Genomic DNA, 25,762 nt, shown 5'->3' with positions numbered 1-25,762 from the left:
ACTTTAATTAACATTCTATTCGGTTGTAATATAAGGTACGAATAATCTATAAACCTGCCTTTTACAAGGACGACCATGCATCACTTAAAATATTCATCACTGGCTATTGCAATCGCGCTACTGAGTGCCTGCTCTTCAGAAACAACAGAGTCAAATAATGTTAAAACCGAGGCTATTTGGTCTGATATCTACGTGACTTCGAATGGCCAAGATAGCCGCGTTATCGCAGAGTTAAATGTTTCAAGTCGAAATGGAAATAACTTAAAATTAACCAATGGCGATAAATTACAAGCGACTGTCGGCACAACAGTCAAAACATTAGAAGAAGACGATGGCTTTTTCGATATAGATTACCGCGCTGTTTTTGACGTGGCGGTAGGCGACACTAAATTTGTGGTGCAGCTTAACCGCGCATCAGAAAATAAAACTCTAACCAACACGATAACACTGCCACCGCAATATCAGATCCTCGCTCCACAAACAGGTCAATTGTATGATAAAGACGATTCAATCGAGATTGAATGGACAAAAAGCGGCGCTGGTGATCAATTTAGCATTGTTTTCAATACAGAGTGCACTAAAAAAGACGGTGATAAATTAACCGGCTCTGAAGTATATAATAATGTGTCAGACGATGGTGATTTCACTATTAACTTGTCTAATGTTGAATTTTTCAACGACGCACTGATTAACACTCAACACGATTGCACTGGGTCATTAACATTCGAACGCAGACGTCACGGGCAAATTGACCCAGCTTATGTGAGTGGCAGTCGTACGTATGCAGCACAGCAACGCTCACTAGACAATATTATTATATCACTTTAATAACCCCCGTCTTTATAATGGGTGCGTGTAATATATTTGACATACTTACCGTACCCAATTATGAATTCATAAAAAATTCCTCTATTTTTCATGAATTAAAGTTTCCTAACCTCCTACCGATAAGCTAATCTATACAAGTAATTTTATGTAACAACAGCAAGGATGAGCGAAATAGCTTTGTTACTACAAATAAAAACTAATAACGTAACCGGGACGTTGTACAAAGGATATGGTTACAATAATACTATTGGAAAATATAGCTTATGTCGCTCACACAGTTTTCAGATCAGTTTATAACTGATAGCTTTGATAGTGCTCACTATGAACTTATTCATAAAATTGGTGAAGGCGGGTTTGGTAAGGTATTTAAAGCCAGGCATAAAAATACCAATCAATTCGTTGCCATCAAATTTCTCGCTTTAGAACCTCATTTAGAAGAACAAAAAAAGCGCCGTTATATAGAACGGTTTAAGCGTGAAACACAATTAAGTAGCCAGCTACAGCACCCTCATATTGTCCGACTATTAGATAAAGGACAAGTCGATGATCATCTCCTTTACGGAGTATTTGAATACGTAGACGGCATTTCACTGCGTCAGCACCTCACACAGGAAGGTGCACTGAATGCGGTTGATGCAACAGATGTGATGTTACAAGTATTAGATGCACTGATACATGCCCATAGCCGAGGCATAATACACCGAGACATAAAGCCCGCTAACATTATGTTGGCGAAATCAGGGGCAAAAACTTACGCAAAAATACTCGACTTTGGTATTGGCACCTTGGTTTCAGAACACCGTCAGCCAGACTTTAATACCCTTACGCTCACGCAAGAAACCCTAGGTACCCCCTCATACAGTGCCCCCGAGCAGTTACGTGGCGAACCTGCCACAACAAAAACCGACTTGTATGTTTGGGGCCTTGTGTATCTAGAGTGTTTAACAGGCTTGCCCGCGGTAACTGGTTCAAGCATCGCCTCGATTTATCATAAGCAATTGAGCGATATAAACGTCCCGCTGCCTGCCCCTTTATTGGGTCACCCTTTGGCATCATTACTAAGAAGAGTGCTTAAGAAGAACGCCATAGATCGCGTGATCACCTCACAAGAAAGCTTCAATGAGCTCAATAGCATCAATGTTGCAAACCTGGTTGGCATTCTAACCAAGGGTGAAGCCCAGCATGGTTTTGATGACGACACCGTCATCTTACGTAAAGATGCTGAAGGCGACCAAGGAAATCACCACACCCTACTCACTGAGCGCAAACAAATTACAGTTTTAGCACTCAAAATTAGTATTTCTGAAATTAGCGATAACACGAAAGACTTAGACGTTATAGATGCATTAACCAAGGCACAATTAAACCAATGTATTGATATTGCGACACGTTTTAATGCTTACCATGTCGGTACTCTTGGGGATATGCTGCTATTTTATTTCGGCTTTCCCATTGCCAGCGATAATGATACTCGCCTATCTGCGCGCACCGCACTCGAGATCATGAGCGAAATGTCAAAAAGAGATGCCTTAATGCAAGATGTGCATGGCATTTCTTTCAATATACACATTGGTTTGCATACCGGCGTATTTGTTACCTATGCCAACGCCATTCCTGAAGGTCATATTACCAATACGGCCTTGAGTCTCGCTCGCAGCGCAAAGCCAAAACAAATACTTTGCAGTGGTGACTCAAGAGCAATTTTAGAGCCGTACAGCGAATTTGAAACGATTGACTTCCCTACATTAAAGCAACCCGGTTCACCTGCAACGGTATATAGCCTAAAAGGCGAAAGGCAAGTTGAAGCATTTGGCTTTATGCGAGGCACACGTAATAATCATGAATTAATTGGCCGAGAAAAAGAGCTAGATAAAACCCTTTCTGTTATTAAGGGCAAAAATACCCAAAGCCATTTAACCCACATTCATGGTGAGGCAGGCATTGGTAAATCTCGTTTACTACAAGAAATACGCAGTCACGCAGGTCAATACCAGCATTTAGTGGCACAATGCTTACCCGAACACCAAAACAATGCGCTTTATCCTGTGCTAACACTTATTCGATATTTGTTTAATACTGCACACCTCGATGTACAAAGCGCCATAACCTTATTCAGTGACATAATACAAAAGCAAGATCAAAGCGTTACTGCCACGCAGGCGATACCAATATTGCTGATTTGGTTAAACATCGAATTACCTGAAGACATGCAAGCGTCCACCTTAGCACCAGACCAGCAAAAGATAATACTGTTCAATAGCTTAACAGCCCTCTTACTGAATCAGCAATACAGTTTAAGCGAAAATAAGCTGTATATTATCGAAGACATACACTGGGCTGACACCACCACGATTGAATTTATTCAGCACTTCGCGGGTCAACTAGACACTGGTAATGTGTTGATCAGCACGTCTCGACAGCAAGTGCCCACATCGCTAAAAGATCTCACGTTATTGGAAGTCAATCTCAATAAATTAACGGCAAAAGCCACAGAAGACTTTATCATCAGGCTATTTGATAACCAGCCAGTTTCACGTAATGTACTCGATATATTAGTCAGTAGAACTGATGGTATTCCATTATTTATCGAAGAACTTGTTGGTATGTTAAAGCAAAAAACCTTGGTCGGTCTCGTTGAAGGTGAAATTAATTTTGTCAGCCCAGACAAACTAGATCAAGTTCCCAGCAGTTTACGTGAATCACTCCAGCAAAAACTCGATAGCCTCATTCATGCCAAAGAAACCGCCCAGCTTGCGGCGACAATCGGACGTGAGTTCGAATATGAGTTGCTTATTAGTGCATCATCATTAAGTGAAAATCAAATTCAGAATGATCTGAATGAGCTGATAGCCAATGATTTAGTTATTCAACAAAGACGGGTTAATAACGATAGCTATATATTTAAACATGCTTTAGTGAGAGATGCAGCCTATGAAAGTATGGATAAATTAGTACAAGAAAATTCTCATAACCGAATTGGTACAATGATGGCTTCTGTGCTCTCATATAAATATCAAACTATGCCTTGGTTAATTTCATATCACTTCAGGCTAGCTGAAAACGTTTCTGAAGCGGTAAATTGGGCTCTATTCCATTTTGACAAATCAAATAAGCTATCTTTAAATCAACAAGTCGTAGAAGATAGTGAGCTAATAAAAACTTGGTTAAAAAAATATAATAAAAACAAGCTTACTCCACAGTTAGAAAAAATCATAAATCATGTATGCATACCTTCATATATAAAAAAACTGGGGTGGGGTAGTAATAGCATTAAATTACTAGCTGATTTTAACATAGAGAACACACACTCATGTCAAAGTCTTGATATTAAATTCCTTAAAAATACGAGTATATCTGAAGAAGAAATTGAATTTCGAGCACAGTGGTCACTCTTTATATATTACCACTATCAGAGTGAACGAGATCACGCTCGAATTGCAGGAGAAAAAGTTAGAATACACAAACTATATAACAGTGATAGGAAAAGTAGATTAATGCTTGACGCCATGTTAGGCCAAGCCTATTTTTTTGACGGCGACTTTAATGAATCAAGAGTATTGTTAGAATCTGCCATTGAAAACTACAACCCTGAGGAAGATAAAAGCTTAAATACTGAATTTGGGTTTGACCCCTATATGATGTCACTAGGCAACTTAATGTCAATCGAAGCGATGCATGGCAACATATCTAAAGCTAAATCTCTGCGTGATGAGTGCCTTTCCGCATCAAAAAGTACAGGTAATAAAGCCATTGAACTGACAGGGTATACATGGGGCACTTGTTTTTATTTCCTAATTAATGATAAACAAGGCATGGATAAGTGGTGTACCAAGGCACGAAAAGAATCACCAGAAATTTTTACTGGTGAGTGGATCCAACGTTACTTTGATATGAACAGGGATTGGTACACACGGCGCTATGAATATGGTCTTAAAATAGTAGATGAAGACGTAGAGTCAGGTCAACTAGGTATACTAGCATGGTATATTCCGCCACTTGTAGATACGCTACTTGAAGTGGGTGAGTATAAAACAGCTTTAAGCGTGATAAAAGATTCATACGCCCGCTCCATCAAAACCGGAGATCGTTGCGTTTTAGCAATTACAACTAGGGAGCTAGCTAGAGCAGAATTCTATCAATCAGGTAAACTGACCAACGCCGTTAAAGACCGATTTAACGAATCAATTGAGCTAGCTGTTCAATCTAAAAGCTATTATATAGCGCTTATATCACTATGCCAATTGTATAAAATAACAGCTGACATGAAAGAAAAGAGTCAACTATTTGAAAAAATAAATACCATGAAAGAATTAGGCGGAATAACCGAAAAATCATGGTTAAAAATTAGCGAAAACTTAAATAAATAAATTAAGGAAATAGAATGTATAAATTTGAAAATGAATTAATAAGTGTTAAAGAAAACTTTGATTACAATAACTTAGTTCAAATTGAAAACATTACCAGAACTTGGTTCCAATTAATGATTAACCTTAATGAGTCGCCAAAAATTCGCTCATTCTTTGCAAACGAAGACTTCAAAGGTGAAGTGATCGGTGAAACTTTAGAGGTAAGGTTAACAGATGATGAAAATGATATATACAATGATTGGGAAGTTACAGCTACAGAGTACACTAGACACTTTTTGACGTCAGGCCTTTCAATTTATGAGATAACTAAGCTTACAGATGATCAAACCGAGCACGATCCATCCATTAGTGAGTTAGGCCTTTCACCAACTGAGAAACTGCAAACACTTGTAATCACAGCTGACTCATCTGAAGATGCAACTGAACTTTTAAGAAAGCTAAGTTCGAGTAAGCACTTTGAAGTAGTAAACTTACACCGTTGGGTTGGTTGTGGTATGCAAATTCCTAGTACCGCAAAATTGCACCTTGATCCAAATATCGTATGGCCTATTTTAGAGTTTGTTTCTAAAGTAGGTGATAACGAATACAAATATAGAATCGAAAACAGTTCAAATGTTATTCGTTGGAGTATCAATGGTGATGAAAGTAACGCACTTCCTAACTCAAGTGGTAATAATGGTGCAGTTGTAGTGCAAGATAAAATAGTGCAAGGACAAGCAAAAGGCGAGTTTTCCATAAAAGGAAATGTTGTTACGGACAGTGTACAATTAACGCTTCCTTACACTTGTGCATCCTTTGATATTTTAACTAAAATAAATCTTGGCGAAGGTAACGATGAGCAACTTGTAATTTTCACTTCTTAAAAAAAATATACGGCGCTGATAATGCAGCGCCAACAAAATAAAATGAAATATAAATTAAATAAAAAACTTTCTTATTACACAATAGAAAATGAAAAAACAATAATATCATCTTTCAACAAGGATGATATTATTTCCTGCAAGATATCATCTGCAATAATTAACTTAATTAGCAGAACACCATTAACTTTTGATAATATTGTGGAGGGGTTGGATTTTCCACCTGCTTTAATACTAAGAAAAATCAACTCGCTAAAAAATTCAAATATTATTGTTAGCAACTCCAATTCAAATCAGAATAAACCAAATCGAAGCATGCTCATGGTCGGTCAGAGTTATTTCGATGAGCTCGTTTTCTTTGACGATAAATCAAGCTTAAAACACATAATATGCAGTGATGGGGAAACACTGTTATATATAAACCTCTCACAGGTATGCGTTGAATGCACTATATCAAGGGTTTTATCTCACAGACCTCTTTTAGCTATGGTGAGAAAGAAAAGAGACGCTGTTAAATATATCCCCGCTGAAAAAATTGAAGTTAAGGCTATGCCACTATTAGAGCAAGAGTCGACTCTTGTGGAGCATTGTCTTATCACTAACACTAAAACAAGTCATAAAATAAGACATATTCCTAGCTGCAAACACGCGATAATACCTGAACCTCAACACCTATCTTTCCAATTCGATACCAGTAATAACTCGCCATACCGTTCTAAAAGCAGCCAAAGCACATTGACGGTATTAATGCCGCTAGTTAGCAAATATACAGGAGTAATTAGCAAACTTGAGCCTTACGGTAGCTCAGAATCACTACATATTCATAACTATGTTGCAGGTAAAAATACAGCGTTCTCGCTCGATAACATTTCGTGGGTCAAAGCGGGGTTAAGGTCAGCAAACGGCGGCAAAGGTAAAACGAAATTACAAGCTCAGTGTAGTGCTGTTTGTGAGGCGATTGAACGTTACTCTATGGTTCATCATGGTAGATCCATTGGAAAATATACAAAAGCAAGTAACTTAGACCACAGATTTATTCAGCCTAACTCAGTACTTAATTATAGTAATAACCAATTTGATAGTGAAAGTAAGGAAGTGAGAGAAAGTAAGGCGCCACAGCATTGGATACCGAAAAAATTTGATATAAATAAAGACTATTACTGGGTAGAAGCTTTTTCCGTTACACAATCTGAACCAGTTTATATTCCCGCTGAAATCGCATTTTCTCAATTAGATAAAATTAATGATGAAGATCGAATTGCGATGCCAGACTCAAATGGTTGTGCAGCGGGGAATACCTTTTTAGAGGCAATTTTCCAAGGTTCATTAGAGTTAATAGAACGCGATGCCGTTGCTATTTGGTGGTACAACAAAGTAAAGCGTAACGAAATAGATTTAAAATCTATTAAAAGCTCATATATTAATAACATCGTCGCAGAATTTGCATCTTTGAACCGTACTATTTATATCATAGACATTACCACTGATATTAGCATACCTACGTTTTCTGCAATAAGTTATAATAAACTAACCCGAAAACAAATCTTATTTGGCTTTGGCTGTCATACAAACCCTACCACCGCAGCTGAAAGAGCTATTTCTGAAGTTTGCCAATTATTACCAGCATTAACGAACCCACAAACAAAAAAATCGGAACCTCTCTTTCATCAATGGTTAGAGGAGCAAAGTATTGATAATCACGATTTTTTAAATAATCAATGCTTAGATTGCCTTCAATCTACATACGATATAGAAGAAGAAAGCATAGAGAAGCACTTTTCAGACATTGTTACAAAGCTAAAAAACGTCAACCAAGACCTTATTATTTTTGATTTAACAACTTCAGATACCAATTTCCCGGTGGCTAAAGTCATTTCACCTGGTCTGAGACATTTTTGGAGGCGAACAAGTAATGGCAGGTTATACGACGTCCCTGCTAGAATGGGCTGGAAATCGACTAAATTAAAAGAGCATGAGCTTAATGAGTTTGATATTGTAATTTAGTTTATAAGCTTCTATTTTAGCTGACTAAAAGTACAAAATCATCGTAAAACCTAATCTTGTTATATAAAGGAGTAAATATGGGAATTCAAGAGCAAGCATCCAATAAATTAATTATCAGAGATGGAAACACTTGGAGTGCACTCTGGCCAAAAATAGTTGCTGAATATTGGACTAATCCAGAAAAGTACACCAATACAGATAATAAACTATATAGCTTACTTAAAGCTTTGAATGTAGAGAATATTGAGCTTACTAATGATGGAAGTGTTGCGTTCTTAGCTTATAAGAAAAGATCACAGGAAGACAATGTTCCATATATAATTAAAGTTTCTTTAACAAAAAGTAATTCTTCAAATTACAATCGCGAATACGCATTTCAGTCCACTAATGGCTGGCAAGATATAGCTGTCGGCTTAGTAATAAAGCTTCCTCCCCATATTTCTCAGCTTGATGACTCTCAAGGTGCAAAGATATTAGCGAACTATTCCGATTTGAGCTTATATTTTCCTTTTGCCGAAGACTTTAATTCCTCTTATTTTGACACCGAATTTGTGTCACAAAACATTGTAAAAAATGAACCAAGTGTTGTGTATGAAAAAAATCGTACTTTTTCAATAGAAAACTCCAACTCTAAAAACTTACTTCAAAAAGGTGATAGAGGTGGCTCTACTGGCCTTGATGATGACTACTGTTGGATGCACTTTATACCTCGTCTTGTTGCATTAAATTGGTCGCTTTCCTCTAAAGAAGCACTAATTGATGGTAGTAAACTGTGTGATTACCCTCATATACTTAGCCAGTTAAACTACAAAATCCCTAATGGTTTAAATGTATACATTAGTTATGCAAATACTGAATCAATAAGCTCTGAGGGAGAAATTGACAATATCAACTCTTATACCAGTACCCTTCTTCTAGACCTACCTGAAAAGGTAAGCACTCAAAGTGACAACTTAAATCCGATGGCACTTGCAGACTTAATAGCTATTAGAGCAAATCAACCGTTTACTAGTACATAACATTAAGTTGGAGCGAGTAACCAATGTGTTACTCGCGTAATATAAATATGAATCATAAAGAAGAATTCGAAAAAAAAGGCTATATTGCATTCAACAATGCTAGCCTTAACATCAGCATGTTAGAGCAAGCCAAGCTTAGAATATCTCACTTACTCGCATCAAAATATGAAACAGGTGTTAAGCCATGGAGTCATTTTGGTGATGGGAACTCTGAGTTAACACGACTATCCCAAATTCATATGTGTGATTCCATTATATACAAAACAATAACCCAATCTAAAATCGGTGAGTTAGCAGCCGAAATTACAGGTGCAAGAAATATTAAGATCTGGGGTTGTCAGCTATTCCATAAGCCACACAGTACCGGATTAAAAGGGAATGTAGGCTTTCATCGAGACTCACAACATATGCCTTTTTTCAAAAAAGGCGTGTTGACGGCTTGGCTACCGCTAAACACAATTACACATAACAACGGGCCTTTAATGGTTGTAAATGGTTCACATAAATGGCCAAAAACACTCATTAATACCGGTGGAGATCGTCAAGATATTGCTGAACAAGTACAACTATTACGCTCTTACTACACAGATCATGAGTGGAATGAAGATGCCATCACATTAGAATTAGGCGGAATTAGTTTTCATAATTTCGAGGCGCTTCATGGAAGCTACCCCAATAGGACCGAAGCAGATAGAAGCGTTATTACAATTGGTTTATTTACTGAAGATGTCCAATTAAATAACGGGGTCGATGATTACGGATATGGACTCATTCTTAATGATGAAAGGTTTTGTCCAACAATATTTTCAAAAGAGACTTACTAGAGCTATGTATAAAGTAATTGACTGTGATCGACATGTAATGGAACCAATAGACCTTTGGGAACAATATGTTGATCCTGAAGTTTTCAAACGAGATCCAGTGCATTTAAATTTAGATACACGTGAAAAACAAGCACAACGCCACACTAAAACTGGTTATGACCTGCCCCTTCCACCAACTTATATGATCGGATCAGAACCTATCTTAGGAAACTGGGGAGAAGAGCAGCAAATAGCTACCGCTCTCATCAACTCAAGTAGCAACACTCAAAGAAGTTTAGCTACTTTTCCTGCTGGGCAAATAAAATCCATGGACGATGTTGGCGTCAGTGTCGCAATGCTGTTCCCCACCTTTGCAGGATATATCGTAAATCATAAAGATGTATCAGAAGATAGTTCATTAGCTTATGCACATGCCTATAATCAATGGATAGAAAACTTTTGCTCTACGTCACCAGAACGATTAATGCCGGTAGGTCTTATAAGTAGACATTCACCAAGTACGCTTTCTACTCAAGTTAAAGATATTGCACTTAAAGGTTGGCGTGCTATCACCATCAGACCTGAACCTATACTAGGTAAAACACTCGGCGATCCAGAGTACGCTGATTTTTGGGCTGCATGTGAAAAATACAATATTACCGTCACTTTTCATGGTGGAACTCATTTACAAGGTAATACCGTAGGAACCGATAGATTTAACACCCGGTTTTCATTGCATGCCTGTTCACACCCAATGGAAGCTCAAATGGCATTTGTTACATTGCTTGAGTCTGGAGTACTTGAAAGGCATCCTCAATTAAAGTTCGCATTTTTAGAAGCTGGCTGTTCTTGGGTTGCTCATTGGTTATGGCGATTAGACAATATATGCTACAACGAATTTCCGAGTCTAACACAAGATAATATTACCATGCTGCCTTCGGAGTATTTTAAGCGCCAGTTTTGGGTTGGTATAGAAATTGGTGAACCAATTTCAGATACTTTAAAGGCGATCGGGCATGAAAAAATGATTTTTGGAAGTGACTTTCCTCACCCCGACCATCTACATTTTGAGCTCTGCGAGATTTCAAAAAGTCTTCCTGAACTGTCTACGATACAGATATCTGATATTCTAGAAAAGAACCCTAAGGAACTATTTAGTCTTTAATATCTATGAAAGATTTAATTATTAATTGGATGTCTAGCGTACGACCCTATACGCTTCCTAATCACGATGTTGTTGCTATCACTGACTCGTCAGAGTTCTTTTTCTCACATGTCAATTACCCACTATTTTATTTAATTGACGGTAAAAAAACGCTCTCTCAAATTGTAAACTCAACGCCTAATTGGCAAGAAAAGCAATTGTTTTTATCTAGAGTTAAAGCTTTGTTAGACAAACAGCAATACCTCACTGAATCTAAGTGTTTAGCATCTGATTATGAGCTCAACAATTTAATCATAAGAAAAAACTCTTATGTAATCGCTCCACAGCAACACATCAATGCTTACAATTCACTGATAGATAGAATTAATAATACTAATCTAAACATATCTTTTGTTTTCACTACTGATTTTCGTAGCAATAATATTGCAGAAGAAATTGTCAAACTACCCATTTATCAGAATTTTCATATTGTGAGTGTAAATCAACGAGGATATACAATTTCACCAGTATTTCATTCTATACCTGAGAGTGTATTATTTTTACATTCATTGCTATCTAATCAACCCGTATTACAAGCGCTGGAAAACACTTTAAACTGTAAAATATTTAGGCCAATACAATACAGTGACAACTTACTATCTTGCAAAGCTGATAAAATTCTCGCTGCCACCAAAAAGCACCAAGGTAACTTGAAACGTCATATGATGGTATTTGACAATGAAGGCTCTGTTACAGAAAGCTACCTCAACTTACCCGTTAGCGGTGAACTACCCAGCTGTGATAAAAAGCTAGAATTAACTTCAAATAAGGTACATTTCGACCATGACGGAGGGTCTAGAAGCGTAAGTAGCCTTATGACAGTGCAGCGGCTAATGCCATTTGTCAATAAAGTCACAGGATACATCGCCCATATAGAGCCGATACCACAAAAAACTAATTACCCTATCAAGATTTATCGTTCTGCATTTTTCAAAAAACCAGCAGTAAAAGATATGTTAGCGGTCGATGAAAATAGCTTTGTACAGATATGCCTCGGTAAAGGTGTTACTGAAGAGCAATCTAAAGCCAGTGCCCTATGTGAAGCGATTGAACGCAAGAATGCGCAGTATTGTGGCAATGAACAATACATAACTAAACAAGCGAAAGACTTACCTCATCGATATATTAGCTTTGACGATATCAGCCCGTATAGCGACACGCAATATCAGCACTTCTCGAATAAGTCTCATAGTGACTCACAAAGAAAACAAGCGGCAGTACCGTATTCCCATAACGAAGCAATAAATTGGCAACTCGTTTGGTCGTTGACATCTGATGAAGCGGTCTATGTACCTTCTGTTTTATGCTTTGCCAATACGCCTTTTCACGATGATATATACGGCAAATGGAACTCCAATGGCTGCGCTGCCGGAAATAACCTTGAGGAAGCAATTCTACAAGCTCTATTTGAGCTAATCGAGCGTGATGCAACTGCAATTTGGTGGTACAACCGGCTTATAAAACCCAATTTCGACCTCTCGCGATTAAATCCAGATTACTTAGCTCCTCTTGATCAAACACTCCGTGAACATCATGATTATTGGGTATTAGACTTAACTATAGACACTGGGGTCGCTGTAATGGCTGCCATTGGAAAGCACAAAACAACCCAAGGTTGGATCTTCGGTTTTGGCTGTCATTTAAAACCAGAAATGGCGGCACAACGTGCGCTCACGGAGCTGTGCCAATTAATTCCTATTAGAGACCAAAACGGTGCGCCGTTTGACTTCGATGCCATCTCTGATGACGATTTTTTGAATCCCCACGATGCTACTGCTCATGGAGCATATACGTTAACTCAGTCCGGCGATCTTAAAGACGATATCATTGCCATAACAGAGCAATTAGAGCTACTTGGGCTAGAAACATTAGTTTTGGATTACACTAGGCAGCCTCTGCCTATACATACTGCTAAGGTATTTGTTCCGGGCTTATGTCATATCTGGCCACAGCTTGGTAACGCGCGCCTTTACCAAACCCCTGTTAAGTTAGGCTGGTTGGAGGAACCTCTCAATGAGCAAACCATCAATCAACAAGGGTTGTACATATAACCCTCTATTTTTTATATTTCCCAATGTTATCAGAGCAGTGTACATTCGCTTCTCTGATTTAACCAGTAAATCATTAAACCGCCCCTTAATACGTTGACAGTTTTCGTACTATCACCCAGCGCCTTTACATAATCTTACCTTTATTCAATGGCATCTAAGCGATTATCTCGTATACTAGGCGCAAAATTTCATACACCATGACATTCTTAAAAAGGATATTTCATGAAAAAACTTATACTTGCAAGCATTGTTGGCTTATTACTTACGTCTCACGCAAGCCACGCAGAGGTGGGAATTACCGCTTATGCAGGTCAAACGTATAGTCAAACTTTAACCACCTCTAAACTTCAGCAACATGAATTGTCTGACGACAGTCATTACGGTTTCAGTGTTGATTGGCATGAGAACGATACCAAATATGGTTTATTTTATAGTGAATATGAAGGTGAATTAGAAGGCAGCACGCAACATAAAGTGAAAATGGAATACTTGTTGTTCCAAAGTGCGGTATACCGCCCAATTTACAATAATCTAGACGCATATTTAGGTTTACAATTAGGGGTTAACCGTCTTGATACCAACTTTGCTGACGCTGACTCGTTCTTCGCATCCGGGTTGTTTGGCGGTTTAGAATATCAAGTGTTAGACAGCTTAAGCGTGGGAACTGAAGTACGTTGGTTAGCCACTATCGTAAAGAATAAATCTAAAGTCACCTGTGACTCAGATCCGGCAACAACCGACATGTGTAGCTGGCATTTTGATGGTGATACACTCAATCAATTCCAAGTCAGTGCCAATATCACATATCGCTTCTGATAAAAGCGAAAAAAGCCTAGGTCATACCTAGGCTTTGTGCGTCAAGTAGTACGGGAGGCTACTTATTGATGAAACTCTTTTTTCGACAATTTGCCATCTTTATCGCTGTCTAATAAATCAAATACTTTTAACAGTGACTCCGAATGTGCCGCTTCGCTTTTACTAATAAAGCCATCTTTATCACTATCCAGTGATGAGAAATTGCTCGCTATCGCACCATGAGATACACCTAATAAGATTGCGGTAAATAATGCTGTAAATATTTTCATTGAACTCTCCGTCTGTTGTCATAAATCAATGCGTAATCAAGTATCTAGTGTGCGAACTCGCTTTTAGATAACTTGCCATCTTTATTGGTATCTAAACGCATAAATTGAGACGTTAACGTATCCGATATGGCCGCCTCACTTTGGCTAATAAAGCCATCTTGGTTTAAATCAAAGTCACTGAAGTCGTCAGCTAGCGCGTTCATACTCATAACTGTTAACACGCCGACAACCATCACATTAAGCATTTTCATATCATCACCTATAATTTAAAATTTGAAAATTCACTGCTACTGAGTAGTTTATTTTTATCTAAATCGAGCGCCGAAAACTGTGCACTTAATTGCATGTTTACCGAGGCTTCTTCTTGGCTTATTTGAGCATCGTCGTTTGAATCTAAATCAGCAAATGTCAGCCCAGATGCAAAGCTTAATGCACTGACGAACATCAATGTTGTTGCCGTAAAGGCGTGGACTAATTTCATGTTGTATCCTCTTTTATATTTGAGCATGTTGTTCTGTCGACTTAACCACCACGTTATTTTTTAACAAAGTGGCTGTATTCACTTTTTGATAATCGACCATTATTGTCGGTATCCAAATCTTTAAATTGCGCCATGACACTTGGATTCGCCTTTGACTCGCTCAAGCTAATAGCGCCGTCATTATTCGTATCTAATTGCGTGAATTCAGAGTTAGCAATGACACCTGTTGATATAGATACCGTCAGTATCAGTAGTGCTGTTTTCATCATCGTATTGCTCCAAAGTTAAGTATCTAACTGCACATTACAAACACAGTTCATTGAATTCACAGTCATTATTTCAACTTTGGTGCCATATGTTAAAAATCTATTTAAGTCAGTGAGTTATGAATTGGCACTGTGCTTAGTTCAGGAAGGATTAAGTGTGACTGTTGCTAAATAGCAACATACAAATGCGAAAAATTCGTGTTGTTTATAAAAATCAATAAGTTATGTAGTTGCTATTTGGCGACTGCGTGTCTCGGAACAGTATTTCATATGACGATTGATAGGTTAAAAAAGCAGGTTGCTCCGCCATTTATAAAGCTCAAAAAATCGCAGGAAAATTTTTTTTCTCGCTCTTTGGGGTTTCAGGCTAAATTGGCACTGGCTGTGGCACTCATTCCCATTATTGCACTGACAATTTGGTATGCAAACCATGTGTCTTCTGAACAACAAAGAATGCATCAGGCTTACGTTAATAATCATCAACTTATATTAGAGTTTTCCTCGTTAAAGGAAGACATTTCTGCATTAGAAAAAGCGCAAAAAAATAATCATTTACTCAATAGCCCTGCACTACAAAATAGTATCGAAAATAAGTGGAAAATGACCCATAAACGCATTATTTTACTTAAAAATGCGATTGTAGAAACAGCACTTGTTGCCAATTGGCAACAAGTACTTTCGCTGGTGCCCATTTATGATTCTCATCTTGTTAGTTATAAAGACTTACATTACCAACTCAGCACGACCGAAAAGCTCTTTCACCAAGCACTGGCAATACGTCTAGCCGCCAAACGCGCCAATATTTCATATGTGAATCATTGGTTTGTAGCTTTATTGCTCATTTTACTCCCTGTATTTATTATGATCAGCCTCGCGCTCATTCATCGCGTTACTCAACAACTGTACAAAGTTGAGCACTCTCTCTCTCGCTTGGGTGATGGCAAGTATTCGAGTGAAATTGAGTTACATGGCAGCAATGAGTTAAGTAAACTGGGCCAGAAGCTCAGCTGGCTCAATGATGAACTACAACGTAGTCATGCCCAAAAAGACTCTTTCCTACGTCATGTCAGTCACGAGTTGAAAACCCCATTATCGTCGTTAAGCGAAGGGAATAGCCTGTTAAAAAGTGATGACATAGGGATTCTCAATCCGCAACAACAAAGAATTGTAACGATAATGGATACATCGTTAACGCGGCTGAATATACTGATTGATGACTTACTTAATTACAGTGCGGCGAGTCACCCTTTACATCAACAAAAGAGAAAGGCCTTGAACTTGCTGGCGCTAGACTTACAAACCCAGTTTGGCACGCACTCACTGTCTCACACCAAACATATCGACTGGCAAATAAGTGATTCAACAGAGGGGCTTCCGTATATGCCTTGTAAACTCATTTTAATCCAGCTTATCAACAATGCGCTTCAATATGCCAAGCATAAAGTGCAAGTTAGCCTCTCGGTACAAAACCACATCGCGACATTCTCTATTGTGGATGATGGTATTGGCATTGAATCTTCAGAGCTTGCGCAACTCATGCAGCCATTTTTCAGAGGCCAACACAGTCATAGCCACTCTGGCAGTGGCCTTGGACTTGCCATTGTTGAAGAATCCGTCAAGCAACTCAAGGGCAACATTCAATTTAATAACGTAGAAAGTGGCACCCATATCTGCGTACAATTTCCAGTGGAAGGCAGTTAATAATGCGTATTATCATACTCTTCATCCTCACTTTTTTGTTAAGTGCCTGCCAATCAAGCCCTGTACTAGAGCCCAAACTGCCCCTCGAGGTGTCTTCTCTTACTTATGCGCCGTTGGCAACACTGATGAGCACACAAAAAAATGCATGTTCTCACAACAATGAACTTCCCGCTCATTTTGAGCAATACCAACAAATTAATACGTTTTTCGCTGATTGGTGTAACACACGCTCGACGACAACACAGCTACGCCTGTTGAAACAGTTTACGCGTTCATATAACTGGCCAGATGAATACCGAGTTTATTTCGATTCACTTAAGTTCAATACACAACGGTTACGAAAGCAAAGGTTAGCAAATATTAAATTACGCAAAGCACTGGAGAAAGAAAAGCAGCAGTTATCTGTTACGCAAAATGCGCTCGCTGAATTAAAACGTCAACTTGCGCTCATTGAGCTTAGGCACCTCAATGCAACACAAACCGATAATAACGCGAATTCAATAGAGGAATAACAGCTTGAGTTTAGCCACCATCTTACTTGTTGACGACGACCACGCCCTTGCGGAGCTATTAGCTATGCGCTTGCTCGCTAATGGCTATCACACCCTATGTGCTCACCGAGGCACACAGGCGTTAAAAATTCTGCGCCAAGAAGTCATTGATATTGTGATCACCGATTTAAAAATGGCCCATATGGATGGGTTTGAGTTATTTGAAAACATTAAAAAGCACCATATTGGCCTTCCGGTGATTATGATGACCGCACATGGCTCAATTCCTGACGCGGTAGATGCCATACAGCAAGGTTTTTTGAGCTTTTTAAGCAAACCAATTGATAGCCAAGCTTTGTTGTCAACCATAGAAAGTGCATTAGAGCACACCCAAACGCGCAGTGTCATCACTGATCAGCACCGTTATTTTGGCATTACCTATCAAAGTTCAGCAATGCAACAAGTGGTAAAGCATATTCAAGCACTCGCGCCAAGTAATGTAAATATTCTCATCCAAGGTGAAAGTGGTACAGGTAAAGAAGTTACAGCTAAAGCCATTCATCAAGCAAGTGAGCACGCCAATGGACCATTTGTCGCCATTAACTGTGCTGCGGTACCCGCTCACCTGTTAGAATCCGAGTTATTCGGCCACAAAAAAGGCGCGTTTACAGGTGCCATTAGCGATAAAACGGGGTTACTACAAAGCGCCGATGGCGGAACCATCTTATTAGATGAAATTGGTGATATGCCGTTAGACCTACAAGTAAAGGTTTTACGTGTATTACAAGAACGTACTGTTAGGCCTCTGGGGTCGCATATTGAACATAAAATCAACGTCCGTTTTTTATCTGCCAGTCACAAAGATTTACAGCAAGCTGTGGCTAACAAAGAGTTTCGTGAAGATCTCTATTACCGACTGAATGTGGTCTCCATTACGTTACCTGCATTACGCCAGCGGCCCGAAGACATTATCCTACTTGCTGAACAGTTTGTAGAAACACTCAGTGCACACGAAAAGCATCTAAGCCCACAAGCTATGACACATTTAATAAACTACCATTGGCCTGGTAATATTCGTCAACTTCACAATGTTTGTGAACACGCTGTGGTGCTCAGTAGCAATAAACTCATCACCGAGGATATCATGACAAACGCGCTACCTTTGCAATCAGAGCATCACTTTCAAGGGCTAAACAACGCAAAAAAACAATTTGAATATGAGTATATACAAAAAGTGTTGTCCCTGTGTGCGGGGAATGTTGCCGAAGCTGCAAAGCTAGCGCAAAGAAACCGCTCAGACTTTTATAAACTAATGAAAAAGCACGATATAAACTGAGTGCCTGTATAGATAAAGCGACGCCTTCCCGTCAACTATTTATTGTGTATTTTTGTACAAAACCAGCAAAATCTGCGATTGTATGTATAATTTAATGGGTTACACATAATCACATAACAAATGTAACCAATATTCAAACAATCTCGGGAGTATCAGATGAGAATGCGTCAAAAGCTCATAGTGAGTTTTCTATTAACGGTGATAGTGCCCATTTTAGCCATTTCATTGGTGAGTATTTCTCAAACTAAGCAGGAATCTTTGGAACAATTTTTAGACTCTTCCAGTAATGAAATTCGCCAAGTCGAAAATACGTTTGTGCTGTTCTTCGATCAAATGAAAAATAACGCACGTTTTTTAGCGCAAAGTAAGCTGGTCAGTAATATTCCTGATGATATAAGCACCTACACTGGGCCTGAAAGAATGATGGCACCACTTGAGAATGGCGCGCAAGAAGCTGAAATATTTGAACTATTCACAGCGTTTGGCGTAACCCACGAAGAGCTTTTATTTGTTTATTTAGGCTCTGAGAAGGGCGGGTTTATTCAATACCCTGCTGAACCTTTGGGTGGTTATGATCCTAGGAAACGCCCTTGGTATCAAAATGCGAAAAAGTCCCCTCGCGACGTTATTATTACTGAACCCTACCAAGGTGTCACAGGCCAGGCTATGGTGTCAGTAGCAACGGGCATATACAAAAATGGCAGCTTTGCCGGTGTGCAATCTTTAGACGTTACCTTATCAACACTCACTGACATAGTCAGCAACATTCGTTTAGGTGAAACGGGCTATTTAATTTTAATGGATGGCAATGGTGTGATCCTTGCCGATCCTAAAAACCCAGATAACAACTTTAAAAATATGAAAGAGTTGAATTCGCCGCTATATAAAGCACTGGGAGCTGCCGGTAACCAGCCGTTTTTATCTATTGAAACAGAGCAAAAAACGGTCACTGCAAAACGTTATCACTCAGATAAACTCAATTGGCGATTTGTTGCAATCATTGATGAGGAGGAGATCCTTTCTTCGGCCTATAGTATGTCAATGCTCATCAGCATGATTGCTCTGGTTATGCTGGTTATTTTTGGCATTATCGCCGTGGTACTGGCGAATAAAATTGTTTACCCTATCGAGCGAGTATCTGAAGGCTTAAGAGACATAGCCCAAGGGGAAGGTAATTTATCAAAACGACTGCAAGTCATTGGCAATGATGAGATCAGTGAACTGGCCACATGGTTTAATCAATTTTTAAATTCAATCAATGGCCTGGTTAAAGATATTCAACAAAATGCGCATACCTTAAACAGTGCAGCCCATCATTTCGAAACCCAAATTACAGATATTCGCACGCAGTGCCATAGTCAATCCGACACTGCAAACCAAGCAGCCACAAATACTGAATCAGTCAACAATATGGCACATATCGTCAGCCAAAATTGCCAAGACTCTTTGACTGAAATTGCGCAAACTGATGAGTGCGCACATAATGGTAATACGTTAATTGGTAACACCGTAACACAAGTTGCGCAGCTGAATGACTCATTAAGTGGTTCGGCAGCGGCCATGAGTCAACTCGAAAGTGAAAGTAACAATATCACGAATATACTGGGTGTTATTCGAGCAATTGCTGAACAAACCAATTTACTTGCCCTGAATGCAGCTATTGAAGCTGCTCGAGCAGGAGAACAAGGCAGAGGATTCGCCGTGGTTGCCGATGAAGTAAGAACCCTCGCGCAACGTTCTCACGATGCGACCCAAGAGATAGAGCAGGTGCTAACCAAACTTATTGACCAAACTCGCTCCGTATCAGAAAAAATGACACAAAGCGTGTCAGCATCGAATGATGCAATTACCCAATCTGAACAAGCACATCAAGCATTCGACGACATCGCCAGCAGTGTAACCAAGGTAAAAGAGCTCATTAGTACCATTGCCCATGAAGCAAGTCAACAGGGTATATCGGCCAATGAAACCCATAGCCAGATTCAAAAAGTGACCGAATCGGTGCAGCAAGTGAGTCACTCCACCGACAGCCTGTCAGACGGTGCGACAAAACTGGTGAGTTTAGCTGATGGACTAGACAAACTCGTAGGTAGATTCAACATAGATTAACCTGAGTTATGCGTTTCTTAGTAAGAAACGCATTTACATTGATTCAAGCTACCCGACAGCTATACTACTGATATTAACTGTTCTCAGTGCTAAGGCGCTTAATGTTTCGGTATATAATACAAACCTGTTTGCCAATAAAGTGGGCCATGCTCCTCTTTAAACTTCTTATACCGCTTTTTGCACTAGGCTTAGTGCCGTTGAGTTACGCGTGCGAGCAAAAAATACGCATCAGTGCAGCAAAAGACTGGCCCCCCTATTCTTACATAAATAATGGTGGCTTTTCAGGCTTAGATATCGACATTATTGAAATGATCCTATCAGATATCAATTTGTGTTGGGAATATGTCTCCTTCCCTTCTTCAAGTCGTGCGTTTCAAGAATTTAAAAAAGACAACATTGACCTTATATTTGCAGCCAGTTATACCTCGCCGCGCAGGGGGTTTTCCGAATTTAGCATCGCTTATCGAACAGAGTTCATGCAGCTGTTCTCACACCAAGACTTTATCCTCGCAGACACAATGGAGAAAAGTAAAACCAAAGTTATTCCTAAATTTTTAGAAAAATCAATAACGGCAATCAATAGAGGCAGTGTGTACGGTGCGCCTTTTAGCAAATTTAAAGCGCAATGTCCTGACTGCGTTGTTGAAATGAACGCTTCAATCGCACGGTTTCGATTATTAAAATACAAGCGCGTTAATTTCGTTATTGAAGATTTACTCACGGGTGCTTACCTGATTAAAAATAGCAAAGAAATTGAAGGTCACGTGAAAGCGACAAGATTCAATGTGCGCAATGATCCTGTCCATTACATGCTCAGGCCTGGCATGTTTAGTGAATCCAAATTACAAGCATTTAATTTGGCCATTATAAAAAATAAACAAAATATAGAAAAGCTCACCAATAAATACTATCAAGCTTTAGATGTGGCAAAACCGGCTATTTAAGAAAAACCTTCTCAGCAAAGCTGAATGCAATACGAAATACCTAATCTTCACAATACATAGTATAGTAGGCTTAAAGCCCTCAAAAACAAGGATTGTTCATGCTTTCAAAGCATACTGAAATAACCCCATTTCAATCAAAATTGTTACTTTTAATTGCCTTGTTGCAAGGGCTTACATTACTCTTATTACACCAAGCAATTGACTTTAATTGGCCTATCGCACGCTCCCCTGCTGTCATGTTTGCCTGCTACACCTTCTCGATTTCTATGCCGACTCTTCTTATATATGGTGTTAATAACAGCACGCCCTCCAAACACTTTTGGTACGCGACTTTCTTTTCTCTCATGTGTAGCGGCTTAGGTGCATATGTGGGTAGTCAAGTCTCTGATATATCGGGTTCATCCCTCGGATCTCATAGTTTTAATTATGCTGTGATCATGACCCTCATCAGTTTCAAAGTACTGTTGTTTACAAAGTCCATTGTAAAGCATTCACAAGGCTGGCGTATTAACTATGCAGCCGTGATAGACCACGCATCAAAACTGGCCATTACCCTGATTTTTGCAGGTTTTTTTACACTTATGGTCTGGTTGATTTTTGTTCTTTGGGCCGAATTATTTGCCGTTATTAATATTACTGTTTTTGAAACCATATTCTACGAGCCATGGTTTATCTATCCTATGATATCAATCAGTCACGCATTGGCTGTCATTAAAGTAAAAAACAATGTCACTGTGGTGAAAACAGCCAATAGGCTCATTCAAGCACTGTCATTATCGTTGTTGCCTCTTTTAATTGCGCTAAGTAGTTTATTTTTAATGACACTGATGGTTCAAGGCTTGCAACCGCTTTGGGATAATGGTGGCAGTGCGTTAATTTTTATTTTACTCACGCTCATTCTTCTAACCCTCAATACAGCGTTACAAAACGATAAAGACAAACTCAGTGCTCCCAACTCACTATATATTGCACTCACGCTCGGTGTTTTGATTTTACCTACCTATGTTGGGATAAGTGGATATGGGCTGTACAACCGAGTCACCCAATATGGATTATCTGTTGACCGACTATGGGGAATATTTATATGCCTATTTTTGATGGCTTATTATGCCTGTTATAGTACGGTGATAGTCAAATATAAAACACTTTGGTACCAACATCTTGGTAATATAAATACACGGATTGGGGTGTTATTGGTGATAGCACTGCTTGCGAGTCAATCTCCACTACTCGACTTTAAAAAAATCTCAGCATCGAGCCAAATGGCTTACATTAACTCTGGACGTATAGCCGTTGAAGATATTGATCTTAATTACTTTGCTTTTTCGTTAGGCATGCCTGGTAAAGAGGCGCTAATATCGCTAAAAAATACCTACGCTCAAAACGATACAGTACTGCAAAAAAGAATTGATCGAGTGCTTTCGGGTGAAACTGAATACGCACAGCAACAAAGCCACAAAAATGTAAATATTATTGATAAGCTAGACAGCAGTATTGGCTTACCCATGGTAGAACTCCCAAAACAGCTTTTGGTGGCTTTACAAAGCCACGTCCAAAATACACATCGAAATTTATTTGATAGTACCAAGCTTAATTTTATTGCTGTTGATTTATATGGAGACTCTCAAAAAGAATACCTATTAATCGCACACTTTGATCATCACTTTGAGCTCATACTATTTTATAAACCACAATTTAACTGGGAAACCGCCAATATGCATTTTGCTATGGGCCAAAATCCATTTACGGAAGCACAGCTAATTGATGCGCTTCTCAAGCAAAAGTTTACCTCCCAGCCACCCACTTTTAAAGAGATTACAGTGGGTGAGCAAATACTTCGCGTAACGCAATAGGTTGGCATACTAAGAAAAAATTATGCTTGAAAAGTGAATTTATAACATTAGCAATGCAGGCTTAATCTGGTTAATACCTAAACACACCTGCATATACTGAGTTAATAGTCACAAACCGCTTTATTGCATTTAAAGTCATAAAACTGTCATGGTATTGATCAATAATACCGCCATCAAATAACCAGAGCACGTTAACTATCATGAACCACCAGCCTGTACGGCTTAGTTTTGCAGCACGCACCTTAGACGAACATACCACTAATGTATGCGCAGAAGCGATGCAGTACGACACTCTTTTGCTTGATTATCAACCTGCTGGAGTAATGATTAATTGCATTTTACCTTATGATGCAAAAATTGGAGATAGTATTTCACTGTCTGCCACATCTGTAACAGGCAGAGGCGCTAGTTTTGCAGCTGATAGTCACCTGACCAAACAACACCTAGATAATGGTCACGTTGAGTTATGCCTTAAAGGGCGTGGTAATGATGGTGAGTATGTGATCCAATTAAACTTGCTTGGGATCTATAACACCGTAAAAAACTCAGCCGAGTTTAGTGCACAAATACAAAATCAATTCAAAGTAAAACAACGTGCTTCAAAACCATTTTTAAGCATGCCATGGAGCAAAACAGCAAAAAGATATGCCGCCAGTGTGCTCACATCATTCCTCTCGATATTTTAATCTGGAAAACTGACTTTTCCCATCGTAACCATTGGTTTTCCTTGCGCAGCAGCTTGTACTTGGTCACTTTCTCCTGAGAGTGCTTCATTGGCTAAGATGGCAAATAAAACCGCCTCTTTTGCATCTGGGTCTATTCCCAATTCAGTGCTACTCACAAATACAAAATTCTCGTTGAGTGCTTCTTTTATTTGTTTCACGAGCAAAGGGTTATGATACCCACCACCACTTGCATAAATCGTTACCGGTTCATCTTCAACCAAATTATTGATGTATTTTGCTATTACACGGGCACTAAAGGCATTTAAAGTCGCCATTACATCCATGTGTGATAAAGAGCAAGTACCACTGCGTGTTTGAGCTTTTGCCAGCATTGCCAAATTAAACACTTCAGGCCCTGTGGTTTTTGGCCCCAGACGGTTAATAAAAGGTTCACTCATTAACTGCGCTAATAACCCAGGATGAATACGGCCTTGAAGTGCAAATTGTGCATTTTTATCATATTCCTGAGCACAATAGCGATGCATATATGCATCCATAATCGTATTGCCCGCACCAATATCAGAACAAACAACCTCATTAAATTTCGCGCCTTTAGGTAACCAGGTTAGGTTTGCTATACCACCCATATTTAACAATATGCGGTGCTCGCTATCACTACTGAAATAGTAATAGTCTCCATAATGTGCCAAAGGCGCCCCTTCTCCACCCGCCGCGATATGCTTTTGCCTGAAATCAGACAATGTTGTGATCCCGGTGGTTACTGCGATATGATCAGCATCTGCAATTTGTAAGGTACCATCGCCAAACTCACTATATTGATGTTGGTGGGCTGGACAATGATAAATCGTTTGACCATGGCTTGCGATAACGTCTATGTCTTTCGAATCAACTTGCCACTGCGTAAGCGCTTGAATGACTAACTGACCATGATAACGCCCTAACCAACCATTCAATAACGTTAAATACGCCAGATCTACATGAGGTTTAGCAAAAACTGTTCTTATTTTATCTTTCACTTCTTTTGGATAATCACAGGTCGTAAATTGTAAGACCTCTATTTTTGTTGCACGACCATGGCCTGATATTCTGCATAAAGCAATATCGAGTCCATCCAGTGAGGTGCCACTCATTAGGCCAATTATATACTTGCTTTGACGGGCTGCACTGTCTGCCAGTTTTGTTATATGTACATGCATTGGTATTTTACGACTCACTCTCTGAGGTATATAAACTCACTATTGGGTAATCAAATTTACCAAATTCCAACTTCACTGTTGTTTGCTCATTGCCGGAGAGCTTCACTTTTAAATCCTCCGATTGAGCATAGACACGCGTACCGTCACCGATAATGGCCACAACCTGTTTGATATCAAAAATACGCTGACCTGATGCTTGGTTTTTTATCACAACTAACGCTGCGCGTTCTCCTGAATCTGTACTCATTGGGATCGCACGCACAATACTAAAATCACTTTGCTTTGGGTACACGCGTTCATTGTTTTCAAAAGCGCTTGCAGGCATTAATGTTTGAATAGTATCAAAGTTATATATGCCGCTTTGTGCAAACACTTGCGTGCTGCTAAGTAGTAAAATACCGAAAAAAGTATACATCTGTAATTTCATCACAACCATTAGCCCTTTATTTATCATCATCAGCATAATATTACTCAACAC

22 protein-coding genes are annotated in these 25,762 nt (G+C 39.1%); 16 read left to right on the top strand and 6 right to left on the bottom strand.

Annotated elements, in window-relative coordinates:
• Nucleotides 1–75 precede the first annotated feature (75 nt).
• The 9 genes from J8L98_RS03185 to J8L98_RS03145 all read left to right on the top strand — a co-directional run bounded on the left by J8L98_RS03185 (nucleotide 76) and on the right by J8L98_RS03145 (nucleotide 13,952).
• Nucleotides 76–828, top strand: coding sequence for a hypothetical protein (locus tag J8L98_RS03185; protein WP_210995251.1), 753 nt, complete (start codon nucleotides 76–78; stop codon nucleotides 826–828).
• A 263-nt stretch (nucleotides 829–1,091) separates the two neighbouring features.
• On the top strand, nucleotides 1,092–5,195 hold the full coding sequence (locus J8L98_RS03180; protein ID WP_247682408.1) for a TOMM system kinase/cyclase fusion protein: 4,104 nt from the start codon (nucleotides 1,092–1,094) through the stop codon (nucleotides 5,193–5,195).
• A gap of 14 nt (nucleotides 5,196–5,209) precedes the next feature.
• Complete coding sequence (locus J8L98_RS03175) at nucleotides 5,210–6,058, top strand: hypothetical protein (RefSeq protein ID WP_210995250.1); 849 nt, start codon at nucleotides 5,210–5,212, stop codon at nucleotides 6,056–6,058.
• A 21-nt stretch (nucleotides 6,059–6,079) separates the two neighbouring features.
• The gene (locus tag J8L98_RS03170) at nucleotides 6,080–8,059 is read left to right on the top strand and encodes a YcaO-like family protein (RefSeq protein WP_210995249.1); all 1,980 of its coding nucleotides are present in this window, start codon (nucleotides 6,080–6,082) and stop codon (nucleotides 8,057–8,059) included.
• 77 nt (nucleotides 8,060–8,136) lie between these two features.
• Nucleotides 8,137–9,078, top strand: a complete 942-nt coding sequence (locus J8L98_RS03165) for a hypothetical protein (protein ID WP_210995248.1) — start codon at nucleotides 8,137–8,139, stop codon at nucleotides 9,076–9,078.
• A 47-nt stretch (nucleotides 9,079–9,125) separates the two neighbouring features.
• The gene (locus J8L98_RS03160) at nucleotides 9,126–9,902 is read left to right on the top strand and encodes a phytanoyl-CoA dioxygenase family protein (RefSeq protein WP_210995247.1); all 777 of its coding nucleotides are present in this window, start codon (nucleotides 9,126–9,128) and stop codon (nucleotides 9,900–9,902) included.
• Between the two features lie 4 nt (nucleotides 9,903–9,906).
• A complete protein-coding gene (locus tag J8L98_RS03155) occupies nucleotides 9,907–11,046 on the top strand; it encodes an amidohydrolase family protein (RefSeq protein ID WP_210995246.1) in 1,140 nt (379 codons plus the stop codon).
• 5 nt (nucleotides 11,047–11,051) lie between these two features.
• Entirely contained in the window at nucleotides 11,052–13,136 is a 2,085-nt protein-coding gene (locus J8L98_RS03150; RefSeq protein ID WP_210995245.1) for a YcaO-like family protein, read from the top strand.
• Between the two features lie 222 nt (nucleotides 13,137–13,358).
• The gene (locus tag J8L98_RS03145; protein ID WP_210995244.1) at nucleotides 13,359–13,952 is read left to right on the top strand and encodes a hypothetical protein; all 594 of its coding nucleotides are present in this window, start codon (nucleotides 13,359–13,361) and stop codon (nucleotides 13,950–13,952) included.
• Nucleotides 13,953–14,014: 62 nt separating this feature from the next.
• Here J8L98_RS03145 and J8L98_RS03140 read toward each other — a convergent pair whose 3' ends face one another.
• From J8L98_RS03140 to J8L98_RS03125, 4 genes are read right to left on the bottom strand one after another with little or no spacing between them, the layout of a single operon-like run.
• A complete protein-coding gene (locus J8L98_RS03140; protein WP_192509806.1) occupies nucleotides 14,015–14,221 on the bottom strand; it encodes an EF-hand domain-containing protein in 207 nt (68 codons plus the stop codon).
• A gap of 44 nt (nucleotides 14,222–14,265) precedes the next feature.
• Entirely contained in the window at nucleotides 14,266–14,472 is a 207-nt protein-coding gene (locus J8L98_RS03135; protein ID WP_210995243.1) for an EF-hand domain-containing protein, read from the bottom strand.
• Between the two features lie 8 nt (nucleotides 14,473–14,480).
• Nucleotides 14,481–14,702, bottom strand: a complete 222-nt coding sequence (locus tag J8L98_RS03130) for an EF-hand domain-containing protein (RefSeq protein WP_210995242.1) — start codon at nucleotides 14,700–14,702, stop codon at nucleotides 14,481–14,483.
• Between the two features lie 53 nt (nucleotides 14,703–14,755).
• Nucleotides 14,756–14,971: an EF-hand domain-containing protein gene (locus tag J8L98_RS03125; protein WP_247682407.1), complete on the bottom strand. Its 216-nt coding sequence runs from the start codon at nucleotides 14,969–14,971 to the stop codon at nucleotides 14,756–14,758.
• 267 nt (nucleotides 14,972–15,238) lie between these two features.
• Here J8L98_RS03125 and J8L98_RS03120 point away from each other — a divergent pair, with 267 nt between their 5' ends.
• From J8L98_RS03120 to J8L98_RS03090, 7 genes are all read left to right on the top strand, one after another.
• Entirely contained in the window at nucleotides 15,239–16,669 is a 1,431-nt protein-coding gene (locus J8L98_RS03120; protein WP_210995241.1) for a HAMP domain-containing sensor histidine kinase, read from the top strand.
• Nucleotides 16,670–16,671: 2 nt separating this feature from the next.
• A complete protein-coding gene (locus tag J8L98_RS03115; protein WP_210995240.1) occupies nucleotides 16,672–17,181 on the top strand; it encodes a hypothetical protein in 510 nt (169 codons plus the stop codon).
• A gap of 4 nt (nucleotides 17,182–17,185) precedes the next feature.
• Entirely contained in the window at nucleotides 17,186–18,496 is a 1,311-nt protein-coding gene (locus J8L98_RS03110; protein WP_210995239.1) for a sigma-54 dependent transcriptional regulator, read from the top strand.
• 156 nt (nucleotides 18,497–18,652) lie between these two features.
• Nucleotides 18,653–20,605 (top strand): methyl-accepting chemotaxis protein, encoded by a 1,953-nt coding sequence (locus J8L98_RS03105; protein ID WP_192509796.1) that lies wholly within the window; start codon nucleotides 18,653–18,655, stop codon nucleotides 20,603–20,605.
• Between the two features lie 146 nt (nucleotides 20,606–20,751).
• A complete protein-coding gene (locus tag J8L98_RS03100; RefSeq protein WP_210995238.1) occupies nucleotides 20,752–21,549 on the top strand; it encodes a transporter substrate-binding domain-containing protein in 798 nt (265 codons plus the stop codon).
• A 98-nt stretch (nucleotides 21,550–21,647) separates the two neighbouring features.
• The gene (locus tag J8L98_RS03095; protein WP_210995237.1) at nucleotides 21,648–23,402 is read left to right on the top strand and encodes a DUF4153 domain-containing protein; all 1,755 of its coding nucleotides are present in this window, start codon (nucleotides 21,648–21,650) and stop codon (nucleotides 23,400–23,402) included.
• A 200-nt stretch (nucleotides 23,403–23,602) separates the two neighbouring features.
• The gene (locus tag J8L98_RS03090) at nucleotides 23,603–24,088 is read left to right on the top strand and encodes a hypothetical protein (protein WP_210995236.1); all 486 of its coding nucleotides are present in this window, start codon (nucleotides 23,603–23,605) and stop codon (nucleotides 24,086–24,088) included.
• Here J8L98_RS03090 and J8L98_RS03085 read toward each other — a convergent pair.
• Nucleotides 24,085–25,284, bottom strand: coding sequence for an anhydro-N-acetylmuramic acid kinase (locus J8L98_RS03085; protein ID WP_210995235.1), 1,200 nt, complete (start codon nucleotides 25,282–25,284; stop codon nucleotides 24,085–24,087). The two genes, J8L98_RS03090 and J8L98_RS03085, sit on opposite strands and share 4 nt — an antisense overlap.
• A gap of 7 nt (nucleotides 25,285–25,291) precedes the next feature.
• A complete protein-coding gene (locus J8L98_RS03080) occupies nucleotides 25,292–25,762 on the bottom strand; it encodes a hypothetical protein (protein ID WP_210995234.1) in 471 nt (156 codons plus the stop codon).

The sequence above is a fragment of the Pseudoalteromonas sp. MMG013 genome (assembly GCF_018100885.1).
Classification (GTDB): domain Bacteria; phylum Pseudomonadota; class Gammaproteobacteria; order Enterobacterales; family Alteromonadaceae; genus Pseudoalteromonas; species Pseudoalteromonas aurantia.
This window is presented reverse-complemented; position numbering and strand designations above follow the sequence as displayed.